Genomic DNA, 22,114 nt, shown 5'->3' with positions numbered 1-22,114 from the left:
TATATGTGACGTGTCTGTGATGATAATAGGAGAAATAGATGTCCCGCCAGGTAATCCATACTGAAAATGCACCCGCTGCAATTGGTACTTACTCACAAGCCATTTTAGTAGGCGACACTTTGTATTTATCAGGTCAAATTGGCTTAGATCCATATAGTATGGAGCTGGTAGAAGGCATTGAAGCTCAAATTCGCCGAGTATTCGACAACTTAAAAGCGGTATGTGAAGCTGCAGGTGGTACGTTAGCCGATATCGCTAAGCTGAATATTTTCCTCACTGACCTTTCTAACTTCCAATTGGTCAACCAAATTATGGGCGAATACTTTGCTCAACCCTACCCTGCACGCGCAGCACTCGGTGTTGCAAGCCTACCAAAAGGTGCCCTAGTTGAAATGGATGGCGTGGTGATTATTAATCAATAAGTTAGTAAACACCGCTTAAGCCCATCACTGAATATCAAATTCTAAAAGAATAGAAGTCTCATACGGAAATCTGAGCATTACTCAGATTTCCGCTTAAATGACATTTTTTTATTTAAAAACTCAATCAGCATAAAAGTATTTTTAGATGATTTTTATTGACAAACGATAATAATTATCAATAATATTACTTATCCCATTTATTCACTTGGTTTGATTTCATGTACGTTTGTTTGTGCCGTGGTATTACTGATCAAGACATTAAAGATGCAATTGCCAATGGTGCAGAAAGCTATCGTGAAGTTCGCGATATGCTTGATTTAGGCACCTGTTGTGGTCGCTGTGCTCCTGAAGCTCGTATGATCATCAGTGATGAAGTTGCACAAATTGCAGCCCGTATCGCAATTGCTGCATAAACCAAATTTTTAAGTTTCCTCAACAATCATAATTATAAAACCAATGGTCTTCGACCATTACTCCTCCCCCGCTTCTGACTCTAAGCGGGTTTTTATTTATTAAAACCTGAAAATTAGCGCCTTGTTTTGATTGTGATTTTCATTTGCTGTTCTATAAAATACTCGCTAATTTGCACTTTGTTGTTTAAGATATTTCTATTCTAATATCGAATTTATATTGCTTAGTTCGAGCTTTATTGCAGTTAAGGAGTCAGACATGAAAGGCAATCGTGATGTAATTAATCAGTTAAATCAGGTGCTTTATCATCATTTAACTGCAATCAACCAATATTTTCTTCATTCACGTATGTTTAACGATTGGGGCATTGAGCAACTGGGATCTGCGGAATATAAAGAATCAATTCGTCAAATGAAGCATGCTGATAAAATAATTGAACGTATTTTATTTTTAGAAGGTTTACCTAACTTACAACACCTAGGTAAGCTCTATATCGGTCAGCATACCGTTGAAGTTTTAAATTGTGATGTGCGTAAAGTCAAAGAGAACATCGAGGCTATTCAAGCAGCGGTTAAGCTTACAGAAGAACAACTGGACTATGTCACTCGAGATTTAGTACAGGAAATTTTAGAAAAAGAAGAAGAATGGTTGGATTGGGCGACAACACAACTAGATTTAACTGAGACTGTGGGTATAGAGAATTATATTCAGAGTCAGATTTGACAAAAAATTAGGAGGCATTTACTGACAATTTTTAGTAAATGCTGACATTTTTATACATGTAAAAATATAAGCTATTGTTTTTTTAAAAAAATAGTGGCATAAAAATTGCTTAATAAAATTTATTCCGTTTAGAAATTATTACTATGAACAATGGTTTTACATTAATTGAATTAATGATTGTTATAGCAGTTATCAGTATCCTTGCTGCAATTAGCATCCCAATTTATCAATCATACGCAATTAAAGCGCAAATTATCAATATTATTAGCCATATGGATACATATAGAACTTTTACCAATTATACATATAGCCAACAAGGAAAATGCCCATCACAAGCGGAAATTAGCAGTATATACAAAAATGAATCAGCAAATAGCTATATAGAATCCGTAGCTTTAACAATACCAGATAACAATACCTGCACCTTGGCATTCAAACTTAAAAACAATCTATCTTATAAAATTTCTGAAAAAACCATTATCTTAAATTTAAATATAGCTACCAACGATACGTCTAATTGGATTTGTACATCTCCAGACATTGATAAAGCCTACCTCCCGCAAGACTGCAAATGATTTAAAATATTTTTCTATCCAAAATATCTTCGAGCGTATATTTAGGATAGTATTTTTCATTATATTTAAGCAATAATTGATCTCTTTTCTCATATTCACCCAGTTTATTATAGACAAAGATCAATTTTAAAATATTTTGAGGAGATGGCCTATTCAACAAAAAAACTTCAAACCTACTTAAATTTTCAACCGAAATATTTTCAACACAATTTAGAAATGCCGCCTCATTAAACTCATCAAATAAAAATATTTTTCTATTCATTTCTACACAATAACCACGAGATATAGCTCTATAATTTGATCTACCATCCTCATACTCACGAACATACATTAACGTCAAAATATTAATCAAAAAAAATAGAATTAAAAAATGGTTTCTATTAACTTCCAATGACTTTAAACCTATCCTTAAAACTGTGCACAAATACAAAAATACAAATACAAATACAAATATAAAATAAGAATAAAATAGTGGAAATTCTAAAAGAGAATGATTGATTAATACAATTAAGATTGAAAATATTATGAAATTACTACCATCTTTAATTTTAATTAAAAAAAGCACAACACAAATTAAAATATAAACTGAAACCAACCCACCTATAATACCAAATATGACCACTAGATCTAGAATAATATTATGATAAGAAAATATATACTCTTTAGTCGTGCTTGGATATACCCACTGAAAGCTCTCTATATTTCTCCAACCACTTCCCCAAAATTTTAAATAATCAATTATTCCATAAAAATCTTTCCAAATTGCCAAACGCCCAAAACCACTGTTTACACGACTTATAATTTCAACACTGCTATTTATATTCCTAAAAATAAGCATAATCGCAACATAAGTAAGCATTGTAAAGGCAACATACAATTTCAAAATACGATCTAAAATCTTCCATTTTAATAAGACAAAAAAAGAAATTAGAATAAAAAAAGTCCACACTGAACGTGATTGAGTCAAAACCAAAGAAAGAACAATTAATGTAGTCAAAAAAATGACAAGAAAATCATTCAATGAAAATTTTATCTTGAAATAAAATAATGAAAATAAGGATATCAATAACAGGGAAGCTAAGTGATTTGGTTGACCCAAATTCGCAGAAAACCTCCCGCTATCATTTGGAGAATCAATCCATAGGTTATTTAAAAATAATCCAGACCACTGAAATATAGCCAAAAAAGAAGATATAACACCACAGAAAACTAATGAGGTTAAGATTGTTTTAAAAATAATTTCTCTTCTTGATGACTGAAATATATTAATCAATACAACGGTAAAAACAAAAACGTTTAGTAGATATAAATTAAAAATAAAGTAGTTTTGTTTAAATACATACCCCCCCCAACTTAATAGTGAAGAAATGAGTAATACTAAAATCAATATTGAATTTATTTCTAATTTTATTTTTTCTTTAAAATAAACAATAAAATACACATAAAAAACAATTGACAAATAAAAAATATTTTTTTCACCATCAAATGTTGTCCAAGGATAAAAGTGTTCCACATTAAGAACAGCTAAATTAATTAAAATTATAATAAATATATTTAGAATCTTCATAAAAAAAGAGGCTGCTTTAGCAACCTCCCTATTATTACTATTAGTTTCCAGCTGTAGCTGCTGCTGCTGTTTCAGTTTTCGCTTGTGCTAATACCGCACTTACATCCAACTTAGCAATTAACGCAGTACCAGCTGTATCTGTTTCATTTACACAGTTTTTAGGTGCCAATGAAGAAGAAACAGTTGTTACACACTCCCAAGAACCTGTACTCTCAGCAACTGCTGAAGATGGATTAGCCCCACCTACGGCCTTTTGAGCATTTTTATCAGAAGAACGCACCCATGAAATATATTGGTCTTGAACTTTAGAGCTGCCTTTCACTTTACAGGTTACAGCGACAGCACCCTCTTTTGTAATATTTACACCAACGCCACTACAAGTTGATGTAACATTTTTTACGCCAACGGTAGAACCAGTTGTTAATGCAGCCGCACCAGTAGCATCTAACCCTTCAGAAAGCTTAGCCTCAATATTTACTTTAGCGCCAGTGATGTCAGCAAGCGCAACAGAAGCCTGTGATTTCGCTGTATAGTTTTGATAAGCAGGAATCGCAATCGCAGCAAGAATTCCGATAATTGCAACAACGATCATTAATTCAATAAGAGTGAAACCCTTTTGAGCGTTCATAACATTCTCCACAAATGTTTTTTAATTTAATTATTTAATAAAGCTATGTAGCTTGTTTTATAAACAGCACAAAACGTGCCAAGATTTATTATAGTGAAAATGACAGAAAAAACAGCACTTTAAGAAAATATTTTTATTTTTGTAAATATTGTGTCTCTTTTTGTGTTCAAAAGTGACGATTTGTGTCACTTTATCACCGTTTTTTAGCGCAAAATAATAGGCGCATTTGCGATTTCATTCGTTCTATCTACAGACTTTCCTGCATAAAAGTGATCCATCACTTCACCAATCTCTTTTACACCAACCGTCAAAGCTATTCGGTATTGTTTATTTTGCATGTTTTGGATAATTCGCGCGCAAATAGCCTGCCACACTTGGGCATTGGTTGCCTGTCTCATCCCACGATCAATGACAATTTCAACCTGACGTTCACACAAATTTAAATACAGCAAAACACCACTATTATATTCTGTATCCCACACACCCAGTTCAGCAAAGAGCTGTTCAGCACGTGCACGAGTATTCTGATAATAAGCTTGGTTTGAAGGAATATGCCCTTCGATCACCACTTGTATTTCACCTACATGTCCATGCTCTGCTGCTGTGACTGCTTGCGCAATGGCCTGCTGATCTTGCTTATTAAAAAAACGGTTTGCCGCAGGCATATAAAAGAAATGCTTCAACCAGCGTTTAAAACTCGGTTGTTGTCTTTCCTGTGTCTTTGGACTAGTGACAATGTCTGTTGTTTCTGTTTTCGTTACCATGAACCTGATGCTCCCCCACCGCCAAAACCACCACCGCCTCCGCTATAGCCTCCACCACCAAAGCCGCCACCTCCGCTACGGCCGCCTCCGCCCCCACCACCGGCAAGGAACATTTGAAAAATGGTTTGAGCAATAGCAGTAATCAGTAGAAAGAAAATTGCTCCACCCATCAACAGACTGGTGAGTAGACCTGCACCGTTGACCAAACCTGCAACGGTACCAGCAACAGCAGCAGTTGACGCACTTAAACGCTTACCCACAATAAAGGACGCAAAAATACCAATCACCAAAATGATGAGAACCGTTGTAAACGTTTTCTCTTTGGCTTGTTGTTCGTGTAAGGCTTGTTCCTGACGTTCTTTTAACTCTTGGGCTGCTTGCGCGGCAACTTCAGGGTCTTGATTTAAAATATGGGTTATTTCCGTTAAGCCAGCATCAATGCCTTGAGCATATTGGGCTTCCTTAAAATGAGGTGTAATTTGATTTCGAATAATGCGACTAACGATGATATCGGGCATGATTCCTTCTAACCCATAACCCGTTAATATTTGTATGCGACGATCATTCACAGCGATCGCCATCAATATCCCATTGTCACGTTTTGCTGAACCGAGTTGCCATTTTTCTGCAACACGCATAGCATAATCAAAAATATCTTCTTGACCTGTGGTTGGCACAATCACGACGCCAATTTGTGCCTTGCCTTGTTCGTGTAACTGTAGAATTTTCTGGCTAATGGCTTGCTTTTCAGCAGCGGAAAGTAAGTTTGCCTGATCAACTACCGGTTCATTTAGGGTCGGCAAGCCACGAATCGACTCGCCATCTGCCATATCATTGGCGATATTCGGCTGCTGAATTTTGATTTCAGGCTGTGCTGTTGTATCTTTTTGCGTAGCTGACTGCTGATCTTTTAATATTTTACCGACAACAACTGTTTCAGCATCTACATCTGTAGCGGTGGCAGTTTCTGCATGTGTGAAACCCACCACACACAATAAGCATGCTAAAACCATGCGCTGCAACCACAACAAACCTGTATGTTTTAGCTCAAAATCCACCATCAGCCCACCTCACAATGCAGTGATGCCAATTAATTAAAATCAACTTTCGGTGCAGTTTGTGCACTTTGCTCTGCGCTAAAGTTAGGCTTGGTATCCATACCGATGACTTTAGCTGTCATCACTTGCGGGAACTGGCGTGCATAGCCATTAAAGTCTTGTACCGTAGTAATGTAGCGATTACGTGCGACAGCGATCCTGTTTTCAGTGCCTTCCAGCTGAACCTGAAGATCTTTAAACTGCTCATTGGCTTTCAAGTCAGGATAATTTTCCGACACGGCAATCAGGCGGGATAATGCGCCGGTCATCTGCGCCTGCGCTTCCTGATATTTTTGGAATAAAGCCGGATCTTCCAGCACTTCTTTATCCACTTTCAGCCCCGCCACATTGGCGCGCGCCTGAGTGACTTCAGTCAGCACCTGCTCTTCATGCTTGGCATAGCCTTTCACGACATTGACAAGATTAGGTACCAAATCTGCACGGCGTTGATATTGGTTTTGCACTTCAGACCATGCTGCTGTAACGGCCTCGTCTTTGACTTGTAATGTGTTATAGCCACAACCACTCAGGGTCAATGTACTGACTAATGCGATTGCGAGCATGCTTTTTTTCATTGAATTCATAACCCTTAACCTCAAGTATTTATTTGTAATTGTTTAAATAAATTCATTCTAACCTTATTTTTCGAATGAATTATGTATTTTCTTTGTGATTAAACTGATCTACTCGAAAAATATTTAGCATAAAAAAAAGCCCATTATTCGGGCTTTTTTAACATTTTGAATTAACTATACAGTTGCGGGGTAATGTCAGACTGAAAACTTTCCATTTGATATTCATCAGCAAGGCGTTCTTTCCAATATTTCACGATCTGACTGTAATCAATTTCGCTCGGATGGAATTCTGCTTTGTAATATGACAAATATTCAGGCGCTAGTTGAATAAACATTTTTGCCAATAAATACGCCCCGAAAATATTTCCGCCTATCTTCGGTAAACTTTTTTTCTTATCCTGCATAAATAGCTTCGTTGCAGAATAAAACGTGAGACTTGCAAAACCTGTGGTCACACTACGCATAATCATGCGACGTATTTTGTCATCACCATACACATGTTGATATACATCGAATGCTACCGCACGATGCTCAATCTCTTCAATCGCATGCCAAACCCAAAGTTTCACTGCATCAACATCTAAAGTACTCAGTACTTCAGGATGTCTTAAAATATAGCCACCAAGCAAAGCAGTAAAATGTTCAAATGCACAGGTAATTGCCAACTGTATTTTTGGATGTAAGTTTTTTACATAGCTGTCTTTACGCGCCAGCCATGCTTGGAAACGATCTAAATTATAGCTTTCACTGCGCCAAGCATCGTTAAATTCAGCGTGGGCTTTGGAGTGCATCGCTTCTTGCCCAATGAATGCCGCGATCTCAGCTTGCAATTTTTCATCACTGACTTTATCGCGTACATTACGCACGCTATGCACAAAGAATTGCTCACCAATGGGAAAGGTCGATGACAATGCCGTCAACAAATGCGACATCACCGGTGAGTTGGCAAAATAATGCCGGCGAATCGCTTTAGGATTGAATTGTGCTCGACGTACCGTAATGCCAATGGCTTTAGGACGATTTAGATATGTTTTTTGTGTCGTCACTTGCGTCATGGTCGCTTCCTAAGATTTAGATCATGATCGCAGTATGTAATTCCTAAGCTCTTTCACACATGGCAAAATGTGCTAGCACACTTGCATAATTCACCATTCTAAAGCGCTGTCTGACAACTTTTCAGCGTATTTATCTGCAAAATCCATTTACGTGTCATTTGAGGTAAATTCCAAAAAATAAAAAACCCGCCGAAGCGGGTTTTTTGAATGAATCCAGTGCAATCACTGGCATGTCATGACTTAAACATCTAAGTAGTCAAGAATACCTTCTGCAGCTTGGCGACCTTCCCAGATTGCGGTTACCACAAGGTCCGATCCACGTACCATATCACCGCCGGCAAAAATTTTCGGATTCGATGTTTGGAACTTAAATTCTTGCTGTTCAGCAGCAATGACGCGACCTGAACCATCCATACTGATGTTTGATGTAGTAAACCAATCTGCAGGGCTGGTACGGAAACCGAAGGCAAGCAATACTGCATCTGCTGGTAAAATTTCTTCTGAACCTGGAACTGGCTCAGGGCTACGACGACCGCGACTATCAGGTGCACCTAGCTGTGTAGTCACAACTTTAACACCCGTCACTTTGCCATTTTCACCTACAATTTCAATCGGCTGACGATTAAATTGGAAATCTACGCCTTCTTCTCGCGCATTTTTCACTTCACGACGTGAACCCGGCATGTTTTCTTCATCACGACGGTAGGCACAGACAACGGATTCGGCACCTTGACGGATCGAGGTACGGTTACAGTCCATCGCGGTATCACCACCACCCAGAACAATCACTTTTTTGCCTTCCATGCTGATGTATTCAGATGGATCTTTTTCCCAACCTTGCGTACGGTTGACATTGGCAATCAAGAAATCCAGTGCATCATGAACACCAACAAGGTCTTCACCCGCGAAACCGCCCTTCATGTAGGTATAGGTTCCCATACCCATGAATACAGCGTCGTAATCAGCCAATAGCTGATCTATCGTCACATCTGTACCAATTTCGGTATTTAGACGGAATTCAACGCCCATGCCAGAGAAAATCTCACGGCGACGTTTCATTACGTCTTTTTCCATTTTGAATTCTGGAATACCAAATGTCAGCAAGCCACCAATTTCAGGGCGTTTGTCGAATACGACTGGCTTCACACCATTACGTACAAGAATATCTGCACAGCCAAGGCCAGCAGGGCCTGCACCAATAATCGCAACTTTCTTGTCTGTCCACTTAACGTGTGACATATCTGGACGCCAGCCCAATGCAAATGCCGTATCGTTAATGTATTTTTCAGCATTACCAATGGTGACTGCACCAAAGCCATCATTTAGCGTACACGCGCCTTCACATAAACGGTCTTGTGGGCACACACGACCACAAACTTCAGGCAATGTGTTGGTTTGATGACACAATTCTGCCGCTTGGAAAATGCGACCTTCTGCAATCAATTTTAACCAGTTTGGAATGTAGTTATGTACAGGACATTTCCATTCACAATACGGGTTACCGCAACCTAAGCAGCGGTGCGTTTGGTTTTTTGCAACTTCAGCTGTAAACGGTTTATAGATTTCCACAAATTCTGCTTTGCGGACAACTAGATCTTTTTTCTCTGGATCTTGGCGTGCTACATCCAGGAACTGAAAGTCATTATTTAGGCGCTCTACCATGTCTCTCTCCGTGGGTAGGTGTAAGCATGTTTGGACTTACACCTGCCTATCAAATCTGCAGTAGTGGAATTATTGTGGATCAGCTTGAGTTGTTTTCAACAAAGTCTGCAAATTAGCAGCTTTTGGTTTCACAAGCCAGAATTTGCGGCTATAGAAGTCAAACTCGTTGCGGATCTTATACGCCCAAGCACTACCTGTTTCTTTAATATGTTCATCTAAGATACGGCACAAGAACTCTTTGTGTTCTTCCATCGATTCTGTAGAGATACGGTTCAATTCAATCAGTTCGTGGTTGTAATGGTCAACAAAGTCATTGTCGAGGTCGAGCACATAAGCGAAACCGCCTGTCATACCCGCACCAAAGTTATGACCCACTTTACCCAATACAGTCACGATACCACCCGTCATGTATTCACAGCAGTGGTCGCCTGCACCTTCAATTACAGCAAACGCACCTGAGTTACGCACAGCAAAACGCTCGCCTGCTGTACCTGCAGCAAACAATTTACCGCCTGTTGCACCATACAAACAGGTGTTACCAATGATCGCAGTATTTTGCGTTTGGAACGGTGAACCTTTCGGTGGGAAAATCGAGATACGACCACCAGCCATACCTTTACCCACGTAATCATTCGCATCGCCTTCTAGGCTGATGTGTAAACCACCTGCGTTCCAAACACCCAATGACTGACCTGCAGTCCCTGTTAATTTAACTTTAACAGGATGCGCTTCCATGCTGAGGTTGCCATAACGTTTTGCAATCTCACCCGAAATACGCGCGCCAATTGAACGGTCACAGTTACCGATAGTGAAGCTATATTCACCGCCTGTGCCTGCTTCAATCGCTGGCAGCATTTCAGCTACCATTTTCTCAGCCAATAAGCCTTTATCGAATGGTGCATTACCTTGTACTTCACAGTACTGTGCTTTGCCTTCAGCCGCAGGATGCGATTGGAGCAATGCGCTCAAATCAAGGTGTGCATGTTTTTCAGTTTCACCCGGAAGCATTTCCAGTAAATCTGTACGGCCAATCAAATCTTTCAAGCTTGCTACACCAAGCGCTGCCAGCCATTCACGTGTTTCTTCCGCAATAAAGTGGAAGAAGTTGATCAGCATTTCAGGCTCACCGATATAGTGTTCCTGACGTAAGTGATCTTGTTGAGTTGCAACACCGGTCGCACAGTTGTTTAAGTGGCAAATACGTAGGTATTTACAACCCAATGCGATCATCGGTGTAGAACCGAAACCGAAACTTTCTGCCCCAAGAATCGCTGCTTTCACAACGTCTAGACCCGTTTTCAAGCCGCCATCAGTTTGTACACGGACCTTGCCACGCAGGTCATTCACACGAAGCGCCTGATGCGCCTCAGATAGACCAAGTTCCCATGGTGAACCTGCATGGTGAATTGAAGAAAGTGGAGAAGCCGCTGTACCACCGTCATAACCAGAAATGGTAATGAAGTCTGCGTATGCTTTTGCTACACCTGCCGCAATCGTACCGACACCCGGCTCAGAAACCAGCTTAACGGACACCATCGCCTGTGGGTTAACCTGTTTTAAATCGAAAATTAACTGTGATAAATCTTCGATTGAGTAGATGTCGTGATGCGGCGGCGGAGAAATTAATGTCACACCCGGTACTGAGTAACGTAAACGTGCAATTAAGCCATTCACTTTACCGCCCGGCAACTGACCACCTTCACCTGGTTTTGCACCTTGTGCCACTTTAATTTGAAGGACTTCTGCAGAAGTTAGATATGCAGGGGTCACACCAAAACGGCCAGATGCAATTTGTTTGATTTTCGAGTTACGAATGGTACCGTAACGCGCAGGGTCTTCGCCGCCCTCACCTGAGTTCGAGCGACCACCAATGGTATTCATAGCGATTGCAATAGCTTCGTGCGCTTCAGGCGATAATGCGCCTAAAGACATCCCAGCCGAGTCAAAACGTGGCAGAATCTCTTCTACGGATTCAACTTGATCGAGTGCAATCGATTGATCTGTTTTCAGTTTGAATAAGTCACGAATCGTCGCGATTGGACGGTTATTCACTAGCTCTGCGTATTCTTTAAAGTCCGCATAATTACCAGAACGCACAGATTTATGCAGCGCATTGATCACATCTGGGTTAAATGCGTGATATTCCTTACCGAATACAAATTTCAGCATACCGCCTTGATCGATTGGCTTACGTGATTTCCACGCCAAATCTGCCAATTTTTTCAAGTCATTTTCTAGATCAGAGAATGTTGCGCCTTTAATACGGCTCGGTACGCCAGTAAAGCATTTTGCAACCACTTCATCAGCAAGACCGACCGCTTCAAACAGCTGACCGCCACGGTAAGAGGCAACAGTAGAAATACCCATCTTAGAAAGGACTTTCAATAAGCCTTTCTCAATACCTTTACGGAAGTTAGCTTGCGCATGAATTGGATCACCCAATAACTCACCTTTCGCGATCAAGTCATTGATCACGTCATAAGCCAAGTATGGATAGATCGCAGTCGCACCGAAACCAAGAATCACCGCAAACTGATGCGCATCACGCGCCAAACCAGTTTCGACAATGATGTTGGCATCTGTACGTAGACCCCCATTGATTAAATAGTGGTGAACCGCACCAGTTGCCATCAATGCATTGGCAGGTAAGAAACCTTGACGGATTTTCTTATCAGACAATACAAGCAATGTTTTTCCGTCGCGAATCGCTTGTGCAGATTCTTCACAAATACGCGCGATAGCAACTTCTAAGCCTTCATCTTCTGCATAGTTCAGGTCGATGTCTGCAATTTCATAACCTTTACGGCCAAGGGTACGAATTTGATGCATTTTCGAATTTGACAGTACTGGGCTTGAAATGATCAGACGATCTGCATGCTCTGGACCTTGTTCAAATACATTTTGTTCACGGCCGAGACATGTCTCTAACGACATTACGATCGATTCACGTAATGGATCGATTGGCGGATTCGTAACCTGAGCGAACTGCTGACGGAAGTAGTCAGACACATGGCGCACTTGACGAGACAATACTGCCATTGGCGTATCGTCACCCATTGAGCCCACGGCTTCCTGACCGCTTTCAGCGATTGGACGAAGCAATTGGTCACGCTCTTCAAAAGTAACCATGAACATTTTTTGTGAAGCTTTCAGGTCATCGCCTTTTAAGCCTTGTTCACATAAATATTCTTCCAGCTCTGGACTGCCTTGTACACGTACTGAGTTTTCACGTAACCACTGACGGTACGGACGCATACGCTTGAGGTGATTACTCACATCTTGAGTATCGAGCATTTTGCCGGTAAAGGTATCAATCACCAAGATTTGACCCGGACCGACACGACCTTTAGATACAACGTCTTCAGGTTCATAACCCCAAACACCAATTTCTGATGCCAAGGTGATGTAACCATTTTTAGTAATTACCCAACGTGCTGGACGTAAACCATTACGGTCAAGCATACAAATTGCATGACGACCATCTTGAATTACCAGACCTGCTGGACCATCCCAAGCTTCCATATGTTTCGAGTTGAATTCATAGAATGCACGTAAGTCAGCATCTAAAGTTTCAACGTTTTGCCAAGCTGGCGGAACCAACATGCGTAGCGCACGGAACAAGTCCATACCACCACCGACAAGGATTTCCAGCATATTATCTAAGCTTGAAGAATCCGAACCTGTACGGTTTACGATTGGATTCAGCTCAGTTAAACCCGGCAGCAATGGGTTTTCAAATTTTGGTGTACGTGCCATCGCCCAGTTACGGTTGGCGGTAATGGTATTGATCTCACCATTGTGTGCTAAGTAACGGAACGGCTGAGCCAATGGCCAACGAGGCAAGGTATTAGTTGAGAAACGCTGATGGAACACAACAATGTGTGACTTTAAACGCTCATCAGCAAGATCGGTATAGAAATCAGCAATGGCTGCTGGCATCATCAAACCTTTATAGCTGATCACAGTTGAGCATAAAGTGGTTACATAGAAGTATGGGTCAGCAGTCAGCTGTTGTTCTGCACGACGACGTGCCATCACCAACTTACGGTTGAATTCAACCTCTGAAACACCCATTGGGCAATTCACGATAATTTGTTCAAAGGCAGGCAATGACTGCATCGCGATTGAACCCAACGCATCGTTATTGGTTGGCACAACACGCCAAGCGATGACTTTACAACCTTCGTCTTCGATTTCTTTGGTTAAAATTTGTTTTGCATGTGCGGCTAATGCAGGGTCTAGGTTTAGAAATACCGTACCCACAGCAAAGATTTCACTCAATGTAATGTCACTGAGTTTTTTCGCTTCTTCACGGAAAAATTCTTTGGGCATAGCAAGGAGCAGACCACAGCCGTCACCGGTTTTGCCATCTGCGGCAATACCACCACGGTGGGTCATACAACTTAAACTATGCATTGCGGTTTTGACGAGATCATGGCTTGCATCACCCTGCATATGGGCGATTAAACCGAAACCACAGTTATCTTTAAACTCATCCGGTTGGTATAAACCTTGAGCGGGAGCTACAGTATTAGGCGATGGCATGTGCATAGCGTACCCTTCTTTTCTTTACAGCTCTTTCGAGCACTTAACAAACTAATTTCTTGTTGCGATTCGTCTTAACTTACTCACATGAATTGTTCTGTCGAGCAAAATTATTTCTTATTCACACCCTTAAGATAAACCGAATTCATCTTTGATGCATGAATAAAAAGTCAAATTTTCTGCTTTTGCAGTTCAGATCAGGGATAACGACTGGATTAATGACTTCGCACTTTTATCGAATCATTTTCGCGCCAAAACAGGGAGAAAAGTTCAATTTACGCACCAATTAAGCAATTTACATGCCAACTTGATGCATTTTCTCCTAAGATGGCTGATTACAAGCATTTTTTAGTTATAACAAATAATTCAAATTGTTCTTTTTTTATTTTATGCACTTTTTCTGTGCAGTTTAAGCTTTTCCTAAGATGTCTTGCGCTATTTTAGAACTAATTAAAAGGATCGGTTACTTCTTGCTCTACCGGTGCAGGTTTTGGACGTGGTGCATCTACACTACTTTGTGATTTTTGCACATCAATCACATTTCCTTCAGCATCTCGACGTGTCACCGTAGTACTTGTTGTTGCATTAGTTGGTGTTGTTACCGTCGTTGCAGCCGCTGCTTTTCGTGCGACGATTTGAGCTTCATCAATTTTCGGTAAAGGTACAGATTTTAATTTAACAGCATATAACTTTTGACTCGACGACATTTCTTCCGTGCCCAAATCATTCACATATGCTTGATATTGTTTAAATTCAACAACCTCAGGTTTGATTGAAGCAGGCAAAGCGATGTTGAGGCTCGACATTGCAGCTTTGGCATCATTTTGCGACGAATATGGTCCTGTTAAAATGACGTATTGCTCAGGATGGTCTTCACCAGAAAGACGTAGATAAATAAATTTGTGACGCTCAGGCTGCTTACGTAAGAAGCTTTTTAAAATATCTTCTTCAGAAACCCGAAATAATTCAACACCATAAAGTTTGGCAGAATCATTGATAAATTTAGTGCCGCGAAATTCTGGCTCATGTTGAGCTGTAGCAACCACACGTGTCGTCATATCCAGCGGACGCACTTCTTCATTTAATGCACCAAGATGGGACATTGCCGCCACTTTCTCGGGCTGAATTTGCAAATCCACTTCAGTTTCAGCTTGTTTTTCAACTTCAACCAATTCTTTGGTATCTGTAATCGCCCAGAAAACCAATGCAGCGAACAGACACACAGCTCCACCCACCAACCATGCGTAGTGATGAACTTTTTGCCATTGAGACTGCCGCGCTGCCATGATGTACCTACTCTGCCTGATTTGCCAAAATTGCCTGTTTCATTAACTCAACATCAAACTCTTTGGTGATGATGGCCTGACCTAATGATTTCAGTAAAATAAGTCGTAATTGCCCATTCAATACTTTTTTATCATGAGACATATACGCCAAAAAATCCTCTAGCGGAATTTTAGGGCAAACTATCGGTAATTGTGCACGTAAAATGATTTTTTTTGTACGTTCTAAATCTTCAGCAGTGATCCAGCCCATACGATGGGACAAATCTGCAGCCATCACCATCCCTGTTGCAACGGCTTCGCCATGTAACCATTCACCATACCCCAAGTACGATTCAATCGCATGGCCAAAGGTATGACCCAAGTTTAATAACGCACGCTCACCTTGTTCTTTTTCATCATTGGCCACAATACGCGCTTTATGGGCACATGAACGATAAACCGCTTCAGCCAACAAAGTTGCATCACCTGCAACTAAAGCATCCATATGCTGTTCAAGCCAAGTTAAGAATTCAACATCACCCAACAACGCATATTTGATCACTTCAGCCAAACCTGCAGAAAGTTCACGCGCTGGCAAAGTTTTTAATTGCGCCATATCCGCCAATACCACTTGGGGTTGTTGGAAAGCGCCAATCATATTTTTACCTAGTGGGTGGTTAATCCCTGTTTTCCCTCCAACGCTCGAATCCACTTGTGAGAGTAAAGTCGTTGGAACTTGAATAAAATACACACCGCGCTGGAAACATGCCGATGCAAAACCGGCCATATCTCCAATCACTCCCCCCCCCAAGGCAAGTACGGTGCAATCTCGGTTAAAACCTGATTCAAGCAACGCATCAAAAATTAGATTTAAGTGTTCACTGTTTTTGAATTTTTCACCATCGGGCAAAATACATGTCGCAACGGTTTTACCCAAACCCTCAATAGCACGTACATAATGCTGTAAATACAAAGGTGCGACTGTTGTATTTGATACGATCATCACCTGCTTACCGTGAATATAAGGTTCAAGTAAGCTTTCTGGGTTTAAATCACTGCCAATAAAAATGGGGTAACGACGTTCACCAAGTTCAACATGTAAAGTTTGCATGAAATTAACCGTTTTTCTACCGAGATGTATGTTCTGAAATAATCAAATTAAAAATTTTTTGTGCAAGATCGCGTGCAGCACCTTGATTTGTTTCAATAATATGATGTGCTACTTCACGATAAAGTGGATCACGTACAGCCAATAAATCTCGAAGCTTCTGTTCAGGATTTTCGACTTGAAGAAGTGGACGATTTTTGTCGCGATAGGTCCGTTGAAGCTGAATCTCAACTGGCGTATAGAGATAAACAACAATACCCCGTTGTTTTAAAAATTCACGATTGGGAGCCTGAGTGACCGCACCACCACCAGTGGCAAGCACCAGCTGCTTTTTTGCAGTTAACTCATCAATTACATTCGTTTCACGACTTCGAAAACCAACTTCCCCTTCTTTTTCAAAAATCCAAGGAATCGTTGCACCTGTTTTACGTTCTATTTCATGATCACTGTCAAGAAATTCACGTCCTAACAACTCTGCTAAATGTCGTCCTACAGTTGTTTTTCCTGCCCCCATTGGCCCTACCAAATAAATATTTGGTAGGGTTTCAAACTCTTTGCTTGGCAAGGAGTCACCTATTTCTTTTGTTAAATTGAAAATATATTAATGATTTCTGGTAACACTGTCATTAACAATTCGTGGTGTAACAAAAATCAGGAGTTCTGTCTGTGCACTAGTTTTCACATTATTTTTAAATAAGTTTCCAACAACTGGCAAATCTCCTAAAAAAGGGACTTTGGTATACTGGTTTTGTTGAATGTCATCAAAAATACCACCAAGGACTACTGTTTCACCATCACCGACTAAAACATTAGTCTCAAGTTTATTGGTATTAATTAAATAGCCAGCTGCTGTTAATCGACCAACAGTATCCTTGTTAACTTTTAGATCCATTTGTACTTTCCCATCAGGTGTAATACTTGGAGTCACTTCCAGTTTCAGATTCGCATCAACAAAACTCGTTGTCGTACCGCCCTCAGCACTCCAGCTTTGATAAGGAATTTGATCTCCCCTCAAAATTGTTGCTTTTTGCTTATCTCCCGTTAAAACTTTAGGCGCTGCTAAAACTTCACCATGACCATCCGTTTGTAAAGCTGTAAGTTGTAGATCAAGCATAAAATCTGAAATTTTAAGCAACCCAAAACTAAAGTTTCCTGCCGATGCCGTCCCCAAATCTACCGCTAAATCCAACTTTGGAGAATAATCTCCCCCCCAAACATTTGATCCATTAGCACCCGCACTTAAACTTGGATTATTACGCTGTATACCCCAATTAACACCAAGCTCTCTCGAGAACTCTGTTTGAGCAGTCACAATTCTTGTTTCAACCATAACCTGCTTCACAGCAACATCTAATAGATCAATCATCTTACGAACTTTATCAATATTCTCAGATGTATCATTAACAATAAGTGTATTTGTCCTATTATCAGAAACAACACTACCTCTTGGGCTCAGTACACTTTCTAATGCAAGTGATGTACCTCCTGCTGTACCATTTGACTCTGCCCCTTTTCCATCTCGGGAATCTTCTAATAATTTTAAAATATCTGAAGATTTCGCATAACTCAGTTGAATATATTCCGTTTGAATTGGTGCTAATTTTATTCGCTGTGCAATTGCTTTCGCTTCATCATCTTCCGCTTTAATCAGCTCAGAAACTGGTGCAATCCAAATCACATTACCGTTACGACGTTTATCCAAGTTTTTGGTTTTTAACACAATATCCAATGCTTGATCCCAAGGCACATCTTTTAAACGCAGGGTAATATTGCCTTGGACGGTATCAGCCGCAACCATATTGATTTCAGTAAAATCTGCCAATAACTGCAAGACACGACGAACTTCAATATCCTGAAAATCTAAAGAGATTTTTTTACCCGTGTAATGATTGGCTGCTTTTGGACGTAATGGATTTTTATCTTCTGGACGCTTCAGACTAACCGTCAACTTATTGTCCGATTGATACGCCATGTACTCATAGCTGCCTGAAGATTGAATGGTAATAGTCCCATTACCTCCATCATTATGTGCATCTACGGTTGATACAGGCGTTGCAAAGTCATTCACATTTAAACGGCGTGTCAAATGTGTAGGAATTTTATTTCCTAATGTACGAATAACAATTTTACTGCCTTGTTGTTGCACATCAATAGGGGTATTTCCACCCAGTAAATCAACAACCACTTGGCCTTCACCATTCGACCCACGATGGAAACCAATATTTGAAATCCCTTGTTGCTGACGCTGAGCAACTGGTTCAGCAACACTCGCAGCTTGTGCTGAATTGATTTTTAAAATAAAGGTATTGCCTTCAACACGTGTGGTAAATGCACCTGCATTGGCCAAGTTTACAGTCAAACGTGCACGCTGTGCATCTGAAGTTACATCCACTGAACTTGCTTCAGCGGTTGCGACAGCAATTGAACTTTGCTTTAAATTTTGCTGTGCTTTATCAAAATCCAACACCAAACGTGAAGGTTGATCCAACTGGTATGCCTGTGGTTGTGGTGGTAAACCATTAAACATCACCCGAATTTCAGTTCCCTGACCTGGAATCTGCATCGGCACAATATTGGTTACACTGACCTGTGCACTGGCAACTTGCATCATCGCCATTGCAACAGCACCCATCGAAAACTGACGAAACACCTGCTTCATTGTATTGCCATCCCCAAAAATAAAATCTTGTACAGTATTTTTCATTTTTTATTCCTTTAAGCTTATGGCGCTGGCCCAATTAAAATGAGACTTCTCGGACGTTCGACATACCCTTCTCGACCATCTGGAATAATCTCAATCAAATCAATTTGTGTCGGGGTAATATTGACCACACGACCATGATTCAGCCCCATATAACTGCCACGTTGAATACGCTCAACCTCACCATCTGGTGTTTGAATTAAGGCCAAAGTCTGACCTGATTGATTACGCATGCTGCCTTTCATATTTAAGGTTTCAAGGGCATAGCTTTCCAAAGGTTGTGGCTGACGGCTCAAGTTTGGATAAACACGCTTACCTGCCATGATTTTAAGTTCTGCTGCCAAGGAACTTGGCAAGAACGGACTTTTTAAAGAATGCGCCGCATAATTAAAAGTTTCGACAGGTACAAAATCTGGCGCAGGTTCAATCGCTAGTGGAGCTTGATTGCGTATATTTGCCATCTCTTGATTGACCACATCAATACGTGATTCACAACCAGCCAATACAAATCCAACCATCACAGAAAGTGCCAATTTATTCATTTTCATTTTGGAGCCTCCTGTGTGCTTGCTGAATCTGCAGCTTTCGCAGCACTTTCAGTATTTCCTTCGTAACGATATGTTTTCGCAGAAATTACATAATCAATTTTTGGAATATCTGAATTCTTTTCTTTATTTTCAGTTGCTGTAATCGTTAAATTATGCAAAGTCACAATTCGTGAAAGCCCTGCAATACCACTAACAAATGAACCAAAGGCATGGTAATCACCTGTTGCTTCGATATGAATTGGCTGTTCCGTAAAGAACTCTTGCTTCACTTCAGGTTCAAGACGAATAATTTTAAATTTCAATCCAGAATTCACGCCTGTTAAGTTGATATCTTCAACCAAGCCTGGAATTTCAGTTTCTTTCGGCAATTGTTCTAACTGTTGATTAAAACGTGCTTCCATATCCTGCAACTGCAATTGATATTGTTGCAAATTACGTAGTTTTGAATCTTTTTCACGAAATTCATTCAACAAATTTTGTTCTTGCGCATTGGCACTTGAAATAGCTTCAATCTTGCCTTTAATCGCCAAGAAATAGCCCAAAATTGCCACAAGGATAATGATAAAAATCCAGCAGGTAATTTTGACTGAAATTGGCCAACTACCATAGTTATTAGGGTCTAAGGTATTGAACTGCTGTACAAACTTATCAAAAGTCATTTTCTTTTTCGGAATGACAACAGCATCTTGATTCAATTGTTCAAATTCATCACGACTCATTTTGCAGCCTCCGGAGTTGGTGTTGCTGCAGTTTGTGCGTCAGATGTTTGCGCCGATGAAGCTGACTGTCCTGCATTTGCTGCTGGATCATTAATGGTCGGCTGCGCAATTTGCTCCAAATCAGCAGTCACAGTAAATGCACCATAAGATTCTTCTACGCGAGGAACCACTGACGTCGGCGCTTTGTCTTTTTTCTCTTCAGCCACAAGGAATGAGCTCATGAAGGCATTACGATACCAAGGTGATGCTTCCAAATTACGCAGTAAATCTGCAACAGTATTTGGACTTTCCGCACGCCCTTCGATCATAAATTTGTCGCCATTACGCTCAAATTTTGTGATGTACATATTGGCAGGTGTCACACGAACCAATTCATCTACAAGATGTACCGCGATTGGACGTTGACCTTGTAAGCCTTGAATCAGCTTCATGCGTTCAATAATGGCATTACGTTGTTCTTGCAAACCATCTAAAGACTTTAATTGAACATCTAAATTTTGGTTATGACTGATAATCAATTGGTTCGCTTGTTCTTGATCTTTTAATTTGTGATCAAAGTACAACCATGTTAAACCAACCCCAATTACCCCAATTAAGAAAGCCCCAATACAAAGTGCAATAAATTCTTTTTTTCGTTTCTCTCTTAGCTCATCACGCCAAGGGAGCAAGTTAATTTTTGCCATTAATCAAAACTCCTCAATGCTAGACCGCATGCCACCATGAGTGATGAGGCATCATTTTCAATTTTTTTAATATCAATTTGAGGTGAAAAACCCATTTGTAAGAATGGATTGGCAATCGTGACGCGGTAACCCAATTTTTGTTGAAGTAGTTTTGCAAGCCCCGGAATATTGGCATTCCCCCCTGCCAATAAAATATGGTCAATTTCGTTGAACTGTGAAGATGAAAAGAAGAACTGTAAAGAACGCGCTGCTTGTTGAACGACAGCTTCTAAGAAAGGCTCTAAGACTTCAACGTCATAATCATCTGGCAAAGCACGTGTTTTTTTCGCACGACCTGCTTCTTCAAAAGACAATGCATAGCGATTTTGAATTTCCTGTGTTAATTGTTTGCCACCAAACACTTGCTCACGGGTATAAATCACTTTGTTATTCTGCATAACAGATAAGGTCGTCATACTATGACCAATATCTAAAATACCCACGGTATTCACACCCATTGGTAAAGTATCTGAGAAAACTTTAAATGCATTTTCAATTGCAAAGCTTTCTACATCGCCAATTTTTGGTGTCAGACCCGCAAGCTGAATAACTTCCGCACGCGCTTCAACATTTTCAATACGCGTAGCGACAAGTAGAACATTGACACGATTTGGATTGGATAGACGATCCGGCAAGACCTCAAAATCAAGGCTCGCTTCATCAAGTGGGAACGGAATATATTGCTCAGCATCATCACGAATCTGAATTTCACGTTCATCATCGTTCATATCTGCGTCCATTTCGATGATTTTTGTAATCACCATCGACGTTGGAACCGCCAAAGCTGCATTGGTCGTCTGTGTATTGGCCAAATTAATTGCGCGCTCTAAACAGTCACCGACAGCTTCCGGATTCAATATGTTCTTTTCAACAACACTTCCTTCTGGTAACGGGACCAAAGCATAGCTTTCTACCCAATACCGTCCACTTTTTACAGAAAGTTCCAAAACCTTAACAGAAGTCGAACTAATATCTACTCCTATTAACCCCTTATTTGGCTTACGATATAACCTGAGCACAATATAAT

The 22,114-nt window shown here is 40.4% G+C and carries 19 protein-coding genes and 2 pseudogenes; 5 read left to right on the top strand and 16 right to left on the bottom strand.

From position 1 onward, the window contains the following. Window positions 1-38: 38 nt before the first annotated feature. The 5 genes and pseudogenes from FTU38_RS10695 to FTU38_RS10680 all read left to right on the top strand — a co-directional run bounded on the left by FTU38_RS10695 (window position 39) and on the right by FTU38_RS10680 (window position 2,131). The gene (locus tag FTU38_RS10695) at window positions 39-422 is read left to right on the top strand and encodes a RidA family protein (protein ID WP_078189365.1); all 384 of its coding nucleotides are present in this window, start codon (window positions 39-41) and stop codon (window positions 420-422) included. 218 nt (window positions 423-640) lie between these two features. Further along, window positions 641-835 (top strand): bacterioferritin-associated ferredoxin, encoded by a 195-nt coding sequence (locus tag FTU38_RS10690; protein WP_078192519.1) that lies wholly within the window; start codon window positions 641-643, stop codon window positions 833-835. A 256-nt stretch (window positions 836-1,091) separates the two neighbouring features. After that, window positions 1,092-1,556 (top strand): bacterioferritin, encoded by a 465-nt coding sequence (bfr, locus tag FTU38_RS10685; RefSeq protein ID WP_180111129.1) that lies wholly within the window; start codon window positions 1,092-1,094, stop codon window positions 1,554-1,556. Between the two features lie 143 nt (window positions 1,557-1,699). After that, window positions 1,700-1,778 (top strand): annotated as a pseudogene (locus FTU38_RS17035) (type IV pilin protein); the annotation flags it as partial. Further along, window positions 1,754-2,131, top strand: coding sequence for a pilin (locus FTU38_RS10680; RefSeq protein WP_373686433.1), 378 nt, complete (start codon window positions 1,754-1,756; stop codon window positions 2,129-2,131). The pseudogene FTU38_RS17035 and the gene FTU38_RS10680, both read left to right, overlap by 25 nt. 1 nt (window position 2,132) lies before the next feature. Here FTU38_RS10680 and FTU38_RS10675 read toward each other — a convergent pair whose 3' ends face one another. The 16 genes and pseudogenes from FTU38_RS10675 to FTU38_RS10600 all read right to left on the bottom strand — a co-directional run bounded on the left by FTU38_RS10675 (window position 2,133) and on the right by FTU38_RS10600 (window position 22,106). Further along, window positions 2,133-3,698 (bottom strand): PglL family O-oligosaccharyltransferase, encoded by a 1,566-nt coding sequence (locus FTU38_RS10675; protein ID WP_180111127.1) that lies wholly within the window; start codon window positions 3,696-3,698, stop codon window positions 2,133-2,135. Window positions 3,699-3,849: 151 nt separating this feature from the next. Continuing rightward, window positions 3,850-4,326, bottom strand: a pseudogene (locus FTU38_RS10670) (pilin); the annotation flags it as partial. Between the two features lie 203 nt (window positions 4,327-4,529). After that, on the bottom strand, window positions 4,530-5,090 hold the full coding sequence (locus FTU38_RS10665; protein WP_180111123.1) for a TPM domain-containing protein: 561 nt from the start codon (window positions 5,088-5,090) through the stop codon (window positions 4,530-4,532). After that, window positions 5,084-6,151: a TPM domain-containing protein gene (locus tag FTU38_RS10660; RefSeq protein WP_180111121.1), complete on the bottom strand. Its 1,068-nt coding sequence runs from the start codon at window positions 6,149-6,151 to the stop codon at window positions 5,084-5,086. Before FTU38_RS10660 ends, FTU38_RS10665 begins: the two co-directional genes overlap by 7 nt. Before the next feature lie 29 nt (window positions 6,152-6,180). Beyond that, window positions 6,181-6,771 carry a LemA family protein gene (locus FTU38_RS10655; protein WP_180111120.1) on the bottom strand — a complete coding sequence of 197 codons (591 nt, stop codon included), beginning with the start codon at window positions 6,769-6,771 and terminating at the stop codon, window positions 6,181-6,183. Window positions 6,772-6,932: 161 nt separating this feature from the next. Beyond that, window positions 6,933-7,817: a metal-dependent hydrolase gene (locus FTU38_RS10650; RefSeq protein ID WP_180111119.1), complete on the bottom strand. Its 885-nt coding sequence runs from the start codon at window positions 7,815-7,817 to the stop codon at window positions 6,933-6,935. A gap of 240 nt (window positions 7,818-8,057) precedes the next feature. Further along, window positions 8,058-9,479: an FAD-dependent oxidoreductase gene (locus FTU38_RS10645; RefSeq protein WP_180111118.1), complete on the bottom strand. Its 1,422-nt coding sequence runs from the start codon at window positions 9,477-9,479 to the stop codon at window positions 8,058-8,060. 69 nt (window positions 9,480-9,548) lie between these two features. Beyond that, window positions 9,549-14,024, bottom strand: a complete 4,476-nt coding sequence (gene gltB, locus FTU38_RS10640) for a glutamate synthase large subunit (protein WP_180111117.1) — start codon at window positions 14,022-14,024, stop codon at window positions 9,549-9,551. Between the two features lie 446 nt (window positions 14,025-14,470). Then, window positions 14,471-15,310: a hypothetical protein gene (locus tag FTU38_RS10635; protein ID WP_180111116.1), complete on the bottom strand. Its 840-nt coding sequence runs from the start codon at window positions 15,308-15,310 to the stop codon at window positions 14,471-14,473. Window positions 15,311-15,317: 7 nt separating this feature from the next. After that, entirely contained in the window at window positions 15,318-16,400 is a 1,083-nt protein-coding gene (gene aroB, locus FTU38_RS10630; protein WP_180111115.1) for a 3-dehydroquinate synthase, read from the bottom strand. Window positions 16,401-16,416: 16 nt separating this feature from the next. Further along, window positions 16,417-16,962 (bottom strand): shikimate kinase AroK, encoded by a 546-nt coding sequence (gene aroK / locus FTU38_RS10625; protein WP_180111114.1) that lies wholly within the window; start codon window positions 16,960-16,962, stop codon window positions 16,417-16,419. Between the two features lie 36 nt (window positions 16,963-16,998). Then, a complete protein-coding gene (gene pilQ, locus FTU38_RS10620) occupies window positions 16,999-19,101 on the bottom strand; it encodes a type IV pilus secretin PilQ (protein ID WP_180064860.1) in 2,103 nt (700 codons plus the stop codon). Window positions 19,102-19,118: 17 nt separating this feature from the next. Beyond that, window positions 19,119-19,646 carry a pilus assembly protein PilP gene (locus tag FTU38_RS10615; RefSeq protein ID WP_180111113.1) on the bottom strand — a complete coding sequence of 176 codons (528 nt, stop codon included), beginning with the start codon at window positions 19,644-19,646 and terminating at the stop codon, window positions 19,119-19,121. Beyond that, the gene (locus FTU38_RS10610; RefSeq protein ID WP_078189381.1) at window positions 19,643-20,365 is read right to left on the bottom strand and encodes a type 4a pilus biogenesis protein PilO; all 723 of its coding nucleotides are present in this window, start codon (window positions 20,363-20,365) and stop codon (window positions 19,643-19,645) included. The genes FTU38_RS10615 and FTU38_RS10610 overlap by 4 nt, the downstream gene beginning before the upstream one ends. Next, window positions 20,362-21,048 (bottom strand): PilN domain-containing protein, encoded by a 687-nt coding sequence (locus tag FTU38_RS10605; RefSeq protein ID WP_078189382.1) that lies wholly within the window; start codon window positions 21,046-21,048, stop codon window positions 20,362-20,364. Before FTU38_RS10605 ends, FTU38_RS10610 begins: the two co-directional genes overlap by 4 nt. After that, window positions 21,048-22,106 carry a pilus assembly protein PilM gene (locus FTU38_RS10600; RefSeq protein ID WP_078189383.1) on the bottom strand — a complete coding sequence of 353 codons (1,059 nt, stop codon included), beginning with the start codon at window positions 22,104-22,106 and terminating at the stop codon, window positions 21,048-21,050. Before FTU38_RS10600 ends, FTU38_RS10605 begins: the two co-directional genes overlap by 1 nt. Between the last annotated feature and the right edge of the window lie 8 nt (window positions 22,107-22,114).

Source organism: Acinetobacter sp. YH12098 (assembly GCF_013419235.1).
In the GTDB taxonomy this organism is placed as follows: Bacteria; Pseudomonadota; Gammaproteobacteria; order Pseudomonadales; family Moraxellaceae; genus Acinetobacter; species Acinetobacter amyesii.
This window is presented reverse-complemented; position numbering and strand designations above follow the sequence as displayed.